Below are 14,686 nucleotides of genomic sequence, written 5' to 3'. Positions count from 1 at the left end.
CTTCTCCCCTAAATAAACTGACAGATAAAATAATCCAGGCCGAGATGATCAAAAGTACGTGTCGGGCTTCTATTCAATGTCCTCAGTTGAAAAACAAAAAAGCACCACACGGGTGCTTCTCTGTAAGAAATAAGCTATTTCTTAAATACTTCATCGCTCACTGTGAACTTACTAAAAACTAAATAACTATATACATATACAAAAACCAAAAGGTTCAAGAAATATTGCTACTATGTTAAGATGCAGTAAGAAACAGTAGTATATAAGTTTCTACTAGAAATTAAAATTTTCTCTTACGAGCGGCTTCTGATTTCTTTTTGCGGCGAACACTTGGTTTTTCGTAAAACTCACGTTTACGAGCCTCGCGTAGAGTACCGGTTTTAGAAACGTTACGCTTAAAGCGACGAAGAGCGTCGTCTAATGATTCGTTTTCACGAACAACTGTCTTAGACATATAATCCCCTCCTCCCAAGCTTTCATAACCATAATCGCTTAAGGAAAGCGAATAAAGTTCTTGTCTATTATAGCAAAAACCTTGTTCTTTTCAAGCATTTTTATAATCTGTTCTTCATAAATCAACAAAAAACATGCTTAAAGATGGGAAAGTTATGCCTTCATACACTTCTGACATAAACCAAAAACTTCGAACCGGTGAGATTCAACATAGACATCGTCCAAAGCAGAACCCACCAAATCCATGGGACAGACATCAAGGGCAATGGTCATTCCACAAGAAGTACAGATAAAATGATGATGGTGGTGGTTATGATTACAAGCAATCCTGAAGAGTTGTTCTTGATTATACTCAGTCGATTCTAATATACCATTCTCCACAAAATCATATAAATTCCGATATGTTGTATTATAAGACATGGTCGGATACTTCTTGGTTAAGGTTGAATGAATTTCCTTAGCACTATGATAATTTTGTTCCTCAGCAAAAATCTCTAAGATTTCACGACGTTTTTTGGTCATTTTAAAGCCTTGATCTTTTAAAAGAGCTAGAGAAGCCTCTACGAGCTCTTCCGGATCGTCATAATGACCGTTCAATTGAGAAGCCTTCTTAAGGTCTTCGATTTTTTCCATTATTATTCAACTCCAAAATTTCTTATGATACTATAGTAACGATAAAGGAGGAAGTCCATGGTAAACAAAACGCTACACTATTATATACTTTCAGATTCTATTGGCGAAACAGCCCTAAAAGTAGCTCGTTCCGCCCTATCCCAATTCCCAACTGCCCACACAGTATTACATAAGTATAACTTTATCTCCAACAAAGCGCAATTAAAAGATATCATCGACCATGCTCAAAAACACGATGGGCTTCTTTTTATGACGATTGTCGATCCTGAGTTAGCCCAATTCGTGGAGAAAGCCTGCATTGAAACAGGCTTGATCTGCTACAATCTCATCCAACCTTTTATTTTAGAAATACAACGTCGTTTAGATTTAAAACCATCGACCATTGCTGGTGCTCAGCATGAACTCTCGGAACAATATTTCGCCCGGGTCAAGGCGATTGAATTCTGTATTCATTATGATGATGGGAAAGATTTATCTGGCTTAGATGAAGCGGAAATTGTCCTGCTAGGGATTTCTCGAACCGGGAAAACGCCTCTAAGTATGTATCTAGGAACCTTAGGCTATAAAGTGCTCAACCTGCCCATTATGCCGGAGAAAGAAGTCAGTCCAGAATTATATTCAATCGATCCTAATAAAATTATTGGCCTAACCAATGAAGTCGACGTTATTAATCGTCACCGCGAAAAGAGAATGGCTGAATATGGTTTGGGACCAGGAAGTCACTATGCCTCTAAAGAACGGATTGAGGAAGAATTGACTTATGCCCGCAAGCTTTACCAAGATTTAGGTTGCCGGACGCTGAATGTCGCTGATCGAAGTATCGAAGAATCTGCCTCAATTATTCTTGATATGTTAGGACTCACTCCGAGATAAACATTTTAAATCTAATAAAAATAAACCCTCAGTTGAAAAAAGAAATAACAATAGTCGCATATTTATCTGGCAGGATAAATATGCGACTATTGTTTATTAATCGAGGCCTGAGCGACAGCGACTAAAAGCTCAGATTACATTTCAGTTTATTTGTTGGCTTTAACAGCGAGGTGCAGTTCACGAAGTTGTTCATGAGCCACTTTGTTAGGCGCTTGCATCATCAAGTCCATCCCTGAACCGGTCTTAGGGAAAGCGATGACTTCTCGAATATTTGGTTCTTGGGCTAAAATCATGACTAACCGGTCCAACCCTAAAGCAATCCCACCATGAGGAGGGAAACCATATTCGAAAGCATCCAATAAGAAGCCAAATTGTGCATAAGCTTCTTCAGGGGTAAAGCCTAATAAATCAAACATCTTCTCTTGCATTGGTCGGGTGTGAATTCGAATCGATCCCCCACCAACTTCGTAACCATTCAAGACGATGTCATAAGCTTTGGCTAAGGCTTGTTCAGGATGTTCCATCAAACGATCGATATCATCAGTTTGTGGTGCAGTAAATGGATGGTGCATAGCCACATAACGGTTTAATTCAGGATCGAATTCAAGCAATGGCCAGTCAGTCACCCAAAGGAATGCCAATTCGTCTGCGTCATATAATTGATGTTCCTTGGCTAGATAATTTCTTAAAGTACCTAAAGCTGGTTCGACAACTTCTTTTTTATCCGCCATAAAGAAGATGATATCGCCAACCTCAGCTTGTAAAGGTTGGGTTAAAGCCTGGTAGGCTTTTGGATCGGCAAAGAATTTGGCAATCGGACCATTTAAGCCTTCTTCAGTAACCTTAGCCCAGGCCAAACCTTTAGCCCCATATGGTTTAACGATATTAAAGAGATTATCAGCAGTCTTGCGAGTATATTCATCTGCTAGTCCTTTAAGATTAATCGCTTTAACCATGCCCCCTTGGTCTACCGCATTTTTGAAGACGGCAAAATCAGACTCAGCCGCCACTTGGCTTAAGTCTACCAATTTCATTTCGAAACGGATATCCGGCTTATCGGTACCGTATTCAGCCATAGCTTGAGCATAAGTCATGGTTGGAAAATCTTCTGTAATCTCAACTCCGCGGGTCTCTTTCACCACTTCTTTCAACATGGCTTCCATAAATTCTTGAATTTCTTCTTGTTCCATGAATGAAGTTTCAATATCAACTTGGGTAAACTCTGGTTGACGATCTCCTCGTAAATCCTCATCGCGGAAGCAGCGAACAATTTGATAATAACGGTCAATACCGGCTCCCATCAATAATTGCTTAAAGATTTGAGGTGATTGAGGTAAAGCATAGAATTGACCAGGTTCACGACGCGTTGGCACTAAGAAGTCGCGGGCCCCTTCTGGGGTTGATTTGGTCAGATAGGGGGTCTCAATGTCAATAAATCCCAAATCATCGAGGAAATGTCTCATGGTCTTAGTTACTTGATGACGTAATCTCAAGTTCTCAAAGACGGGTTTACGTCGAATATCAATGAATCGATGACGTAAACGTACTTCTTCCTCGGAATTAATTTCATCTTCAATATAAATGGGCGGTGTCTTACTCTTAGCAAGAACTATCAATTTGTTGGCATTTAACTCAAATTTACCGGTTGGAATCTTTGGATTTATCTGATCAGCGGATCGGTGAACCAATTGTCCAGTCACTTCGATAACGAATTCACTTCGCAAATGATCAGCTTCGTCCATTTGATCAGGAATATATTGTTTATCAAAGACAACTTGGCAGAAACCTTCGCGGTCTCTTAAATCGATAAAAATAACGCCACCTAGGTCTCGTCTTTTTTGGACCCAGCCTTTCAGCGTGATTTCTTGTCCAACCCATTTTTCATCTACTAAGCCACAATATGTCGTTCTTTTTGCCATGCTTACTCTCCTTCAAAAAACTTATCAATTATACTTGTATCCATGGTATGCCGGCGAAATACACCGATGAAATCATCCATGATTTCATCCATGGAAACTTCTTTTTGTTGACCACTGGCTAGATTCTTAACTTGAACGACATTGCGTTCAAGCTCATCTTCACCGACGGTTAATAAGAGTTTGGTTTGATACTTACCAATGGTCTTGAATTGTGATTTAATGCTTCGGTCTAAATAATCCCGATCGGCCGTCAAGCCTGTCTGACGAGCGGCTTGCACTAAACGTAGCGCCGTTCCTTGAGCTTCTTGACCAATGGCCATCACGTATACATCTAGATTATCTTCAACAGGAATTTCAATCTCTTGTTCATCTAATAATAGTAACAAGCGTTCTAAACCAATGGCGAAACCAAAACCTGGTGCATTGGGACCGCCTAATTGTTCAACCAAGCCATCATATCTTCCTCCACCACAAATGGTCGATTGGGCTCCGATAGAATCGTCCTCCACAATAATTTCAAAGATGGTATCTTGATAGTAGTCCAAACCACGGACAATATATGGATCTACCTGGTAAGGAATTTCTAAGATATCCAACATTTCTTGCACTTGATTAAAGTGATTTAAACTTTGTTCAGACAAGAATTCAGTAATAATCGGGGCGTCTTTAACAAAGGCTTGGTCTTGTTCGTCTTTACTATCCAAAATCCGTAAAGGATTGGCATGAAGACGTCTTTGAGAATCCTCACTTAACTCTTCAAGATGCGGCTCAAAGTAATCAATTAAAGCTTGGCGATAAGCATGACGTTCCGCGGTCTTACCTAACGAATTTAAATAGATTTTGATATTTTTTAGGCCTAATTCTTGGAAGAAATCCCAGGCTAAGGCAATAGTCTCTGCATCAATCGCCGGATTTGAGGTCCCTAAGACTTCCACGCCCAATTGATTGAATTGACGTTGACGACCCGCTTGAGGACGCTCATAACGGAACATCGGACCCATATAATAAACTTTGAGCGGTTGAGGAAACTCAGGCCCGAACAATTTATGTTCGACATAAGCCCGGACCACCGGAGCAGTTCCTTCCGGACGTAGCGCAATTTCACGCTCGCCCTTATCTTTGAAGTTATACATCTCCTTCGTGACGATATCTGAAGTATCGCCCACACTCCGTTTAAAGAGTTCTACCGCTTCGAACATGGGTGTCCGGATCTCACTAAAATGGTAGGATTCGAAAATATCACGCGCAATCTCTTCTACATAATGCCATTTGTTAATCTCAATCGGTAAAGTATCTTCGGTTCCCTTCATCTTGTTAATCATTTGGCTTCCTCCTTAAATAATAATCTATAATAAAAAAAGTCCTATGAACAAGCCATAGGACGAGTGAACGTGGTACCACCTAAATTCGTAATTCTAATGAATTACCTTTAGACTTTAACGCAGTCAACGGAATAACTTTGCATTATTCATCTCCATAGTGTCTTCAACGATTTACTCCCTTTCAGCATTTGGCAGCTCTCTGTCATCATCGTTTACTTGTCTACTTCACTGATTGTTAATACTAATTTAACATAGGCTTAAACTTTGTCAAGTTATTTCTTGGATTTTTAAAGATGTCATTTATTTGACATAGAGATTACTATTAGGTAACAGTAAGAAATAAATTTGAATTGCTTAATCAGCATTCTTATAATATAGATAAGTGACTATCTGAAAGGAGGGCGTCCAGCTTGACTCAATTTCTTCGCCAACCATCCAAAATAAATACACAGCGGCTGCCGCTCTTCATCAGTTTAATTTTACTAGTCATCCCTTTAATTTTAATCAACTTTCTTTTTGTCCAAGAAACGTTACAAATTCAACGCACTAACACTGTCTTAAGAGAGAATCCGGCCAGTGACAGTAAAGCGGTCTATTCTTTAAAAGACCAAGAAGTTGTTCAAGTTCTTAAAGAAGACCATCAATGGTTACTGATTCGAACCTTAGATCACCAACAAGGCTGGCTGGCTAAGTGGTATTTAAATAATGAAAGCCTACAAGCCGATAGTCCACTTAAAGCTAAAGTACGTCAAACGACCCCTTTTTACCAGAAAGCTAGCCAAGATAGTCAAGTTCTGGGTGAGTTTGAAACTGGCCAAATCTTGGACCTTAATCAGGAATCTTTGGGCTGGTCGCGAGTTCAATACGACAATGCCTATGTCTTTGTCCCGACCAATCAACTAGAGATCCTCTCGGAAGAACAAGTACAATCACAAATGCCAGACCAAGATCAGGAACCCATGAGCGAAAAAGAAATTGTAAAAGTGCGAGTAGCTAACCAAGGAGCCTTTGATCAGCCTTCTAGCTATGGTCAAGTGATTTATAATCCAAGTTTACAGGAAGAATTCGAATTTATATCTGACGAGATTGATGTGGATGGTAACGAATGGTATTTAGTGAAGAATTCTGCAGGCGTACAGATGTACATAGAAGCTCGAATTTCAGCCTTTGTTTCTGATTCTAAGAATCATAGCACAGATACACCGGCCCGCGCTTTGAAAGATGCTACCATCGTGATAGATCCAGGCCATGGTGGGGAGGACGTGGGTGCCTTAAATTCAGATGTGATCTTCGAGAAAGACTTCAATCTAAATACTAGTCTTGGCTTGAAAGATGCCCTGGAAAAAGCTGGAGCCAAGGTTATCATGACTCGCGAGAGCGATCAATGGGTAGATTTAGCCGAACGTTCTGCCATTAGTAACCAAACGGATGCTGACATATTCTTAAGTATTCACTATGATGCATCTTCCGACCCAAGTTGGAATGGGACAACCACCTATTATTTCCACGAAGCAGACTACGATTTAGCGGTGGCGATGAACACCGAGCTAAAAGGTCTCCCTCTTGCTAATGTTGGGGCTAGCTTTGGTAACTATCAGGTGATCCGAGAAAACCATCACCCGGCATTATTATTAGAATTAGGTTATCTATCTAACGCGGAAGACTTACGCACCGTCCAACAAAAAGACTTCAACGATAAAGTCTACCAGGCAATTATAAATGGCCTCGATAACTATCTTAAATTACGCCAACCTTAATGGCTTGAAAGAACTTTTATTATTCTTACCTTCAAATTAATTAGCAGAACAATAATGTTGAAGACCTTTTTCCCACATAATTTTTACAAGCTTAAATAATACTATGTCGAATACCCCGATGAAAATAAAATATAAATAATTCACTTCTCCCTGTATTATTAAAACGGGAGTATTGACTACCAATAATAGAGGAATAATCCAGGATAATAGAAATCTAATACTTGATGGATATATCGACATAGGCCGAGTTGAAAAATCAAAAAGTTCTTCTGGAATTCCCTGAACAGATTCCACCCTTTCAAACCAAAAAGAAAAACTGACAGCAATTTGATTCAACAAAAAAAGAGTAAAAACACCTATAATAATTGATAGTACGTACATTAATAAATGCAATAAATTAATAGGATATTTTGAAATTAAATATAGATCAAAGATTGATACAACAATAAGATTAATTATACTCCCAACATCTATTCGAAAAAAAATATAGTAGTAAAATGAATTTATCGGTCGAACTAAAGAATAATCCAATTCCCCCTCAATAATAGCTTCGGACAAATGTTCATGTGCAGAAATAAAGATAAACTGGTAAATGTAATTTATTAGATTAGCACTAGTGACTAATAAAAAATAATCAGTCTTCGACCACCCTAACAACAAATCAATTTCTTCAAAATAAATTATTCCTGCTATTATCTCAATAGAAAAAAAGACAAGACCGACTGTTGCTGTTATTAATGCAGTTGTTTTATAAATGAAAAATTCTTGAAGGCTTTGCTTTACAAATTGTAAATACAATTTTAAATTCATTATGCCCCCATCCCTTCATATTTTTTTAATCCCTTAGAAAAACTCCAATGATATATAATTATTAAAATAAATATCCAAGCCATTACAATCTTGATATTTAATAATGCTTCTCCAAAATCAAGCTTTTCTTGGATAAACAATGCATACTGATAAGAAGTCATCGCAAAGGGATTATATTTAATATAGGAAAATACTGAGTTTGGGAATATATTTAAAGGAAATAAAAAACCACCAAAAAGCATATATATAGAATTAATGAGTGGTCTTAATGGCCAAATGTGTATTAAGAAGAAACCTAAGTTTCCAATTGTTGTCATTAAAAGGTAAAACATTGGTAATATTAATAAAGAATAGAACCATAATAATATACTATAAGAGAATGAATATCCATTATTGTAAAGAAAAAAAGGTAAAAAAAATAATAATAATATGAAAAACAATTTTTTTCCAATAAATATCCAAAATCCTTCATATAAGATGGATACTGGTCTTATCAACTTGGTAGATAGTCTTCCAGTTTTAACCAACATCCCTGTTCTTAACGACTCAGCGGAAGAAAAAATTATTGAAGAGCCATTGGTTAGTAATAAGTACCAGAACATTTCTGATAAAGAAAAACCTGCAATAATAGTTTCGTCTGTACTGGCATAAATCGCATTCCAAGTAAAAATTGATAAAATGGTAGAAATCAAGATAGATACGATTCCTACAAAAAAATTGGTTTTATAAGTAATGCTCGCATAAAATTGATTGAGAGCTATAATAATATATTTCTTCACAAATTATCACTCTCCATACTAAACACTTTAAATATAACATCTTCAAAAGATGTTATTTCTCTGTTTATAGAATATATATTGCTTAAAGACAAATCATCTAATATTTTTAAAAAATGGCGGATTTTATAATCAACTTAGCCACCGCTAAAAAATAATAAAAGCCATGTAAATTCATGTTATATTTTAGTTACCACACAAAAATATAAGAAGGATGAATTTACATGACGCAAACTCACTTTACCACATCTGATCGTAAATCAAAACACTTATCGTTCAAAGAACGGAGCCAAATTGAATTGTTGAAAAAACAAGGCTATTCTAACCGAGCCATTGCTCGAATACTGGGACGGGCGCCCCAAACAATTCATAACGAAATCAAACGGGGTTCGGTGGAACAAGTCCGTCAACAAAAGCAACATGGGAAGGTTTATACCTATCAATATTCCAAGTATATCGCGGAAGTCGGCCAAGAAGATTATGAGCATCAGCGTCAACATTGTGGACGTAAACCACTTTGGGCCTATTCACGTGTCTTTATCGATTGGGCCGATCAACGGATGTTAGAAGATAAGTGGTCACCCGATGTGGTAGTGCATCGCGCCAAGCAGGTCCTCGACATTGATCCGCGTCTGATTCCTTGTACGACGACCCTCTATCATTGGATTGATTGCCAGATTATGCAGACCCGAAATATTGATTTAGTTGAAAAGTTGAAACGACATTCCAGAGTCAGCGCGCCGAAGACTCGACCCCATAAGAAAGTCCTAGGGATGTCCATCGACGAACGCCCTGAAGAAATTAACACCCGTCAAACTTTTGGACATTGGGAAATTGATACGGTCATTGGCAAGAAAGGCAGAGATGAACCCGTCTTGTTAACCTTAGTAGAAAGGCTGAGTCGTTTTGAAGTCATTCTAAAGATTGAGAACAAGACGGCTCAAGCGGTGGACGCCGCCCTCAAAAGCTTACGAGCACGCGCAAGCGACCATTTTTCGCTACTCTTTAAGAGTATTACGGCGGATAACGGCTTAGAATTTGCGGGGTTGAGTCAAACACTGGCTGACGACGTGGCCGTTTATTTTGCCCATCCTTACGCCTCTTGGGAACGAGGAACCAGTGAAAATCAACACGGGTTGATTCGCCGATTTCTGCCCAAAGAAACGTCCATGAAAGACGTGACTGAAGCCGATTGTCGGCGCATCCAACAATGGATGAACAACTATTCGCGCAAAATTTTAGGCTATGAGACCCCTTATGAAGTCTTCAAGCGCTGTTTCTATAAAGAAAGACAAGCTCGCGCACACGTGCCCGCTTGACAACGAGCCTCCTTCGGCATGGTTTTCTTGGTAAGGCGGTCAATGACCCATTAGTGAACCAAACTACCATGCCTCAGCTCATTGTCAAGCCGTCACTGACAGAGAGGATTAAAGTTACATAGCTAGTTACCCTAGGTGGCTAACTTATACTTGAAATTTACAATTTTTAAAAAATCTGAGTTTGACACTTCAATTGTATCTTTAGATAATTGATAATAATGAGTAAATTTCTCAGGAATTTTATTAAAAAATTTGATAATAATTTTTTCTGAAGCACTATATTTCTTAACGATATCTTTAAGGCTACTGTCCTCAAAAATCTTTCCCTGATTTAAAATTACGACCCTGTCACATAATGACTCTATATCTTTCATATTATGGGAAGTCAACAAGATTGTTATCCCTTTTTCGTGATTAATTTTTTTTAAGAAAGAATGTATAGCATACTGACTAGTAATGTCTAACCCAATAGTTGGTTCGTCTAAATATAGTATTCTTGGCATATGTATCAAAGCGCACATCAATTCAAATTTTATTCTTTCTCCTAAAGACAGTTTTCTTACTGGAATATTAATTTTGCTTTCAAGGTTTAATAAAATAAGCATTTCAGAAATATTTTTTTTGAATTTAAAATCATCAATCTCATATATTACTTGTAACATTTTTAAAGTATCTATAGCTGGTAAATCCCAAATCAATTGACTTTTTTGACCTATTAAAACACCTATATTTTTTAAATAATCTCTTTCTCTAAGATAAGGTATCATTTTATTACAATAAACTTTTCCCTGAGTCGGAGCTAGTATTCCCGTTAATATTTTTATCAAAGTTGTCTTTCCTGCACCATTTTTTCCCAAAATACCAACAATCTCGCCACTTGAAATCGACATTGATAGATCATCTAACGCTATTTTTTCAAATTTATTTCTTTTTTTTAAATCTCTCAATGTGCCTAAAAGGCCAACCTCTTTTTTAAAAGACGTATATTTATAGGTTAAATTATTAATCGATATCATAATATTCTCCCTCTAACTTAGCTTTCAAATAATTAATTATTTGATTTGCTAAATCTTGATCCATATATCCACTAATAACAGATTTGCATATAACAATTAAGTCAATATTTTTTCTTTCTTCTAATATTTTCTGTATTAAGATATCTAGTTTCGATATAATAATTGATATATTAGGCTTTTTTTACTTTTCTTAGGAAATTCATAAATAGATAAAAAATATTTTCCATCATATTTTTCCATTTTACAACGCTGGCCATAGGATAATCGCAAAGTATGATATTTGTTTCTATAAAAATCAATATACTCTTCTTTTGTCACTTCAACAGTTACTGATTCACCCTTAAAATCATTACACCAAAAAAAATCTAAGTCAATAGAAACACAAATAATTTCATCTCTAAAACTTAACAAATGATGTAACTCAGAGGACAAAAAAATTATTTCTTTGTCTGAAGTTTTCTTAGTTGAGAGACTTAATTTTGTATATGGATAATAATCATTATTTTCTATAAGCGAGACAAAGAAATTTCTATTAATTTTTTCATTATTTACCCACACAAGTTTTTTTATTATTCCTAAATAGAATAAAAATATAATATAATCACTTACTCTTAGTGATGAATATACAATCTTTTTCAAACTTTTTTCTGTGACAAAATTATCATTTACTTTAAGACTATCTAAATTTAACAGAGGAGAAAATAAATCAGAATGATTATCATAATTTATTACTGTTATTTTAGAATTCAGGCCATATCTTCTGAATAATTCGAGTACTAATTCATGATGCTCTTCAATAATTACCATAATAAAACTCCTCTAAATTTCTGATGGAATTAAATAGCAACCGTTCATAATAGCTTGAAAATTATCAGTTCCTGGAATAAACACTTTGATCGCATAAAGATTATTTTTATTATAGACAATATTAAAATAAAAATTAAAGTCTGCTTTTTTTAAATACATGGTCATTTTATCATATATTACATTTAAATTATTTACCGAAACGGAATCTCCGATTGTTTTGATTAAATTTGTTTTTTTATAATCTTTTTCACAAAAATTATGAAGGCGGATTTTATAATCAACTTAGCCACCGCTAAAAAATAAAAAAAGCCATGTAAATTCATGTTATATTTAAGTCACGACACAAAAATATAAGAAGGATGAATTTACATGACGCAAACTCACTTTACCACATCTGACCGCAAATCAAAACACTTATCGTTCAAAGAACGGGGCCAAATTGAATTGTTGAAAAAACAAGGCTATTCTAACCGAGCCATTGCGCGAATACTGGGACGGGCGCCCCAAACAATTCATAACGAAATCAAACGGGGTTCGGTGGAACAAGTCCGTCAACAAAAGCAACATGGGAAGGTTTATACCTATCAATATTCCAAGTATATCGCGGAAGTCGGCCAAGAAGATTATGAACATCAGCGTCAACATTGTGGACGTAAACCCCTTTGGGCCTATTCGAGTGTCTTTATCGATTGGGCCGATCAACGGATGTTAGAAGATAAGTGGTCACCCGATGTGGTAGTGCATCGCGCCAAGCAGGTCCTCGACATTGATCCGCGTCTGATTCCTTGTACGACGACCCTCTATCATTGGATTGATTGCCAGATTATGCAGACCCGAAATATTGATTTAGTTGAAAAGTTGAAACGACATTCCAAAGTCAGCGCGCCGAAGACTCGACCCCATAAGAAAGTCCTAGGGATGTCCATCGACGAACGCCCTGAAGAAATTAACACCCGTCAAACTTTTGGTCATTGGGAAATTGATACGGTCATTGGCAAGAAAGGCAGAGATGAACCCGTCTTGTTAACCTTAGTAGAAAGGCTGAGTCGTTTTGAAGTCATTCTAAAGATTGAGAACAAGACGGCTCAAGCGGTGGACGCCGCCCTCAGAAGCTTACGAGCACGCGCAAGCGACCACTTTCCGTTACTCTTTAAGAGTATTACGGCGGATAACGGCTTAGAATTTGCGGGGTTGAGTCAAACACTGGCTGACGACGTGGCCGTTTATTTTGCCCATCCTTACGCCTCTTGGGAACGAGGAACCAGTGAAAATCAACACGGGTTGATTCGCCGATTTCTGCCCAAAGAAACCTCGATGAAAGACGTGACTGAAGCCGATTGTCGCCGCATCCAACAATGGATGAACCATTATTCGCGCAAGGTTTTGGACTATGAGACCCCTTATGAGGTTTTCATACGCTGTTTCTATAAAGAAAGACAAGCTCGCGCACACGTGCCCGCTTGACAACGAGCCTCCTTCGGCATGGTTTTCTTGGTAAGGCGGTCAATGACCCATTAGTGAACCAAACTACCATGCCTCAGCTCATTGTCAAGCCGTCACTGGCAGAGAGGATTAATGTTACATAGCTAGTTACCCGAGGTGGCTAACTTATACTTGAAATTTACACAAAAATTATGAAATAAAATGTTCATATAAATTTGGTTGTTATTAAATTTCTGTAACGTAAGTAAATCCATGCTGAAATCTGCCTCATCCATTATTGAATAACATTGAAAAATTTCCATCAACGCTCTTTCAATCGCATACTCAGCAAATATCGAACTTCCCGAGCCTCTTAGAGGAAGCGGAAATTTTGAATGCTTTGCAAATGCATAATATGTATTTATCCCATCAACAGTTGTTATATCAAATACGGTAATTTCAGAACCGATTGATTCTTCAATATTTTTCCATAGTTTAACGAGGTTAACTGGGAGCGATAACATAGAGATATTCTTCAATTTTAATTCTTTTCTTATAAAATAGTTTTTATAAAGCTGTGAAACCGAATGCCTCTCAACTACCTCATTTATAGCATGTATAATTGCTTCTTCAAATCCTACACCGCAAGCCAAACCGTTATTAGAACAATATTTTCTCAAAAATCTTAGCCCTCTTGGTGGTTTATGATTGGGATTTATTAAAAAAGCTGGATAGTATATGACTTTATTTTCTTGTTCATTTTTAAATTCATAACAATCAATTTTATTCTCATATTTTTTCTTTTTAATTAGTTTTAAAGGGACATCATATTTTAACTTAATATCTCCTTCCAGAATAGAATTCAAGCTTATTGGAGTTGTTGTCATATTCATATTTTCGAATAATGAATGTTCGATAGTTTCAAAAATTGCACTAATGATTGCTTGTTGAGATACACCTTTTCCAGCAGCAAACGGGATTTTTTCATTATCTGTTACTTTTATTACCGTACAAAATTTACCACATTTGAAATTTTCCATATTTATTGTCAAATTTAATTTTTTTAGCATTTCTTTACCTAGAACCAAAGACTTATTCTGATCAATATGTCTTTCATACAAGATACTCACCTCCTAGAAAGTAATTAGTACTGGTAATATATAACAAGTTTGAATTAGTCATTTAGTCTTTAAAATAATTTTTCTAAGGAGTAGCATTTATTTTTCTTTATCATATTAATAAAACACATATGAAAAGATACATATCCTCATTTCATATGTGTTATAAAATTGAAATACTTAGAATTTATTTTAATGGGTTAATAATTTTTTTATTTCTAGTCTTTGAATTTGTAATAAATTCAGATGTAAGTTCTTTAATAATGTTTTCATCATCGAAAAAAGCACATAATACTTCTAATTCAGAGTCATCTAAAACAAAAGGATATTCTTTATCAACATTTATCTCAGTTCTTCTTCTTCCCATAATATCCCTCCTTTCTCGTCGAATACGAATAATTCTGTAATTTCAATAACTAGTCGATATCATGTAAATATATCATTATAAAATTTAACGTAAT

The 14,686-nt window shown here is 36.4% G+C and carries 14 protein-coding genes and 1 other annotated feature; of the genes, 4 read left to right on the top strand and 10 right to left on the bottom strand.

The window, feature by feature from the left end; all coding sequences use genetic code 11:
- Nucleotides 1-280 precede the first annotated feature (280 nt).
- Nucleotides 281-454, bottom strand: coding sequence for a 30S ribosomal protein S21 (rpsU, locus tag M0R79_RS03905; protein ID WP_035364261.1), 174 nt, complete (start codon nt 452-454; stop codon nt 281-283).
- Nucleotides 455-606: 152 nt separating this feature from the next.
- Complete coding sequence (locus M0R79_RS03900) at nt 607-1,086, bottom strand: Fur family transcriptional regulator (protein WP_248416361.1); 480 nt, start codon at nt 1,084-1,086, stop codon at nt 607-609.
- Nucleotides 1,087-1,143: 57 nt separating this feature from the next.
- Here M0R79_RS03900 and M0R79_RS03895 point away from each other — a divergent pair, with 57 nt between their 5' ends.
- Nucleotides 1,144-1,959: a pyruvate, water dikinase regulatory protein gene (locus M0R79_RS03895; RefSeq protein WP_092570155.1), complete on the top strand. Its 816-nt coding sequence runs from the start codon at nt 1,144-1,146 to the stop codon at nt 1,957-1,959.
- Between the two features lie 146 nt (nt 1,960-2,105).
- Here M0R79_RS03895 and aspS read toward each other — a convergent pair whose 3' ends face one another.
- Entirely contained in the window at nt 2,106-3,878 is a 1,773-nt protein-coding gene (aspS, locus tag M0R79_RS03890) for an aspartate--tRNA ligase (RefSeq protein ID WP_092570157.1), read from the bottom strand.
- 2 nt (nt 3,879-3,880) lie between these two features.
- Nucleotides 3,881-5,200 (bottom strand): histidine--tRNA ligase, encoded by a 1,320-nt coding sequence (gene hisS, locus M0R79_RS03885; protein WP_248416362.1) that lies wholly within the window; start codon nt 5,198-5,200, stop codon nt 3,881-3,883.
- A 52-nt stretch (nt 5,201-5,252) separates the two neighbouring features.
- Nucleotides 5,253-5,438, bottom strand: a binding site (T-box leader).
- Between the two features lie 172 nt (nt 5,439-5,610).
- Here hisS and M0R79_RS03880 point away from each other — a divergent pair.
- Entirely contained in the window at nt 5,611-6,957 is a 1,347-nt protein-coding gene (locus M0R79_RS03880) for an N-acetylmuramoyl-L-alanine amidase family protein (protein ID WP_092570161.1), read from the top strand.
- Between the two features lie 36 nt (nt 6,958-6,993).
- Here M0R79_RS03880 and M0R79_RS03875 read toward each other — a convergent pair whose 3' ends face one another.
- Both M0R79_RS03875 and M0R79_RS03870 read right to left on the bottom strand, forming a co-directional pair.
- Nucleotides 6,994-7,767, bottom strand: coding sequence for an ABC transporter permease (locus M0R79_RS03875; protein WP_092570163.1), 774 nt, complete (start codon nt 7,765-7,767; stop codon nt 6,994-6,996).
- A complete protein-coding gene (locus tag M0R79_RS03870) occupies nt 7,767-8,546 on the bottom strand; it encodes an ABC-2 family transporter protein (protein ID WP_092570165.1) in 780 nt (259 codons plus the stop codon). Before M0R79_RS03870 ends, M0R79_RS03875 begins: the two co-directional genes overlap by 1 nt.
- Nucleotides 8,547-8,767: 221 nt before the next feature.
- On the opposite strand from M0R79_RS03870, the gene M0R79_RS03865 reads away from it, so the two are divergent.
- Nucleotides 8,768-9,862: an IS30 family transposase gene (locus M0R79_RS03865; protein WP_248416364.1), complete on the top strand. Its 1,095-nt coding sequence runs from the start codon at nt 8,768-8,770 to the stop codon at nt 9,860-9,862.
- Nucleotides 9,863-9,993: 131 nt separating this feature from the next.
- Here the strand turns inward: M0R79_RS03865 and M0R79_RS03860 are convergent, their stop codons facing one another.
- Both M0R79_RS03860 and M0R79_RS03855 read right to left on the bottom strand, forming a co-directional pair.
- A complete protein-coding gene (locus M0R79_RS03860; RefSeq protein WP_248416366.1) occupies nt 9,994-10,878 on the bottom strand; it encodes an ABC transporter ATP-binding protein in 885 nt (294 codons plus the stop codon).
- Nucleotides 10,879-11,022: 144 nt separating this feature from the next.
- Entirely contained in the window at nt 11,023-11,685 is a 663-nt protein-coding gene (locus M0R79_RS03855; RefSeq protein ID WP_248416368.1) for a peptide arginase family protein, read from the bottom strand.
- Between the two features lie 369 nt (nt 11,686-12,054).
- On the opposite strand from M0R79_RS03855, the gene M0R79_RS03850 reads away from it, so the two are divergent.
- The gene (locus tag M0R79_RS03850; protein WP_248416132.1) at nt 12,055-13,149 is read left to right on the top strand and encodes an IS30 family transposase; all 1,095 of its coding nucleotides are present in this window, start codon (nt 12,055-12,057) and stop codon (nt 13,147-13,149) included.
- A gap of 122 nt (nt 13,150-13,271) precedes the next feature.
- Here the strand turns inward: M0R79_RS03850 and M0R79_RS03845 are convergent, their stop codons facing one another.
- Together M0R79_RS03845 and M0R79_RS03840 are read right to left on the bottom strand one after the other, a co-directional pair.
- The gene (locus M0R79_RS03845) at nt 13,272-14,228 is read right to left on the bottom strand and encodes a YcaO-like family protein (RefSeq protein WP_248416370.1); all 957 of its coding nucleotides are present in this window, start codon (nt 14,226-14,228) and stop codon (nt 13,272-13,274) included.
- A 184-nt stretch (nt 14,229-14,412) separates the two neighbouring features.
- Nucleotides 14,413-14,592 (bottom strand): hypothetical protein, encoded by a 180-nt coding sequence (locus M0R79_RS03840; RefSeq protein ID WP_092570173.1) that lies wholly within the window; start codon nt 14,590-14,592, stop codon nt 14,413-14,415.
- Nucleotides 14,593-14,686: the final 94 nt, after the last annotated feature.

Source organism: Ignavigranum ruoffiae, from assembly GCF_023195815.2.
Taxonomy (GTDB): Bacteria; Bacillota; Bacilli; order Lactobacillales; family Aerococcaceae; genus Ignavigranum; species Ignavigranum ruoffiae.
Note: the sequence above shows the minus strand (reverse complement) of the source record. Positions and strands in the feature narration are given on the sequence as shown.

Bases quoted from the DNA above. Each gene is read 5' to 3' on its own strand.
- rpsU (WP_035364261.1), bottom strand. From the start codon at position 454: ATGTCTAAGACAGTTGTTCGTGAAAACGAATCATTAGACGACGCTCTT.
- M0R79_RS03900 (WP_248416361.1), bottom strand. From the start codon at position 1,086: ATGGAAAAAATCGAAGACCTTAAGAAGGCTTCTCAATTGAACGGTCAT.
- M0R79_RS03895 (WP_092570155.1), top strand. From the start codon at position 1,144: ATGGTAAACAAAACGCTACACTATTATATACTTTCAGATTCTATTGGC.
- aspS (WP_092570157.1), bottom strand. From the start codon at position 3,878: ATGGCAAAAAGAACGACATATTGTGGCTTAGTAGATGAAAAATGGGTT.
- hisS (WP_248416362.1), bottom strand. From the start codon at position 5,200: ATGATTAACAAGATGAAGGGAACCGAAGATACTTTACCGATTGAGATT.
- M0R79_RS03875 (WP_092570163.1), bottom strand. From the start codon at position 7,767: ATGAATTTAAAATTGTATTTACAATTTGTAAAGCAAAGCCTTCAAGAA.
- M0R79_RS03865 (WP_248416364.1), top strand. From the start codon at position 8,768: ATGACGCAAACTCACTTTACCACATCTGATCGTAAATCAAAACACTTA.
- M0R79_RS03860 (WP_248416366.1), bottom strand. From the start codon at position 10,878: ATGATATCGATTAATAATTTAACCTATAAATATACGTCTTTTAAAAAA.
- M0R79_RS03855 (WP_248416368.1), bottom strand. From the start codon at position 11,685: ATGGTAATTATTGAAGAGCATCATGAATTAGTACTCGAATTATTCAGA.
- M0R79_RS03850 (WP_248416132.1), top strand. From the start codon at position 12,055: ATGACGCAAACTCACTTTACCACATCTGACCGCAAATCAAAACACTTA.
- M0R79_RS03840 (WP_092570173.1), bottom strand. From the start codon at position 14,592: ATGGGAAGAAGAAGAACTGAGATAAATGTTGATAAAGAATATCCTTTT.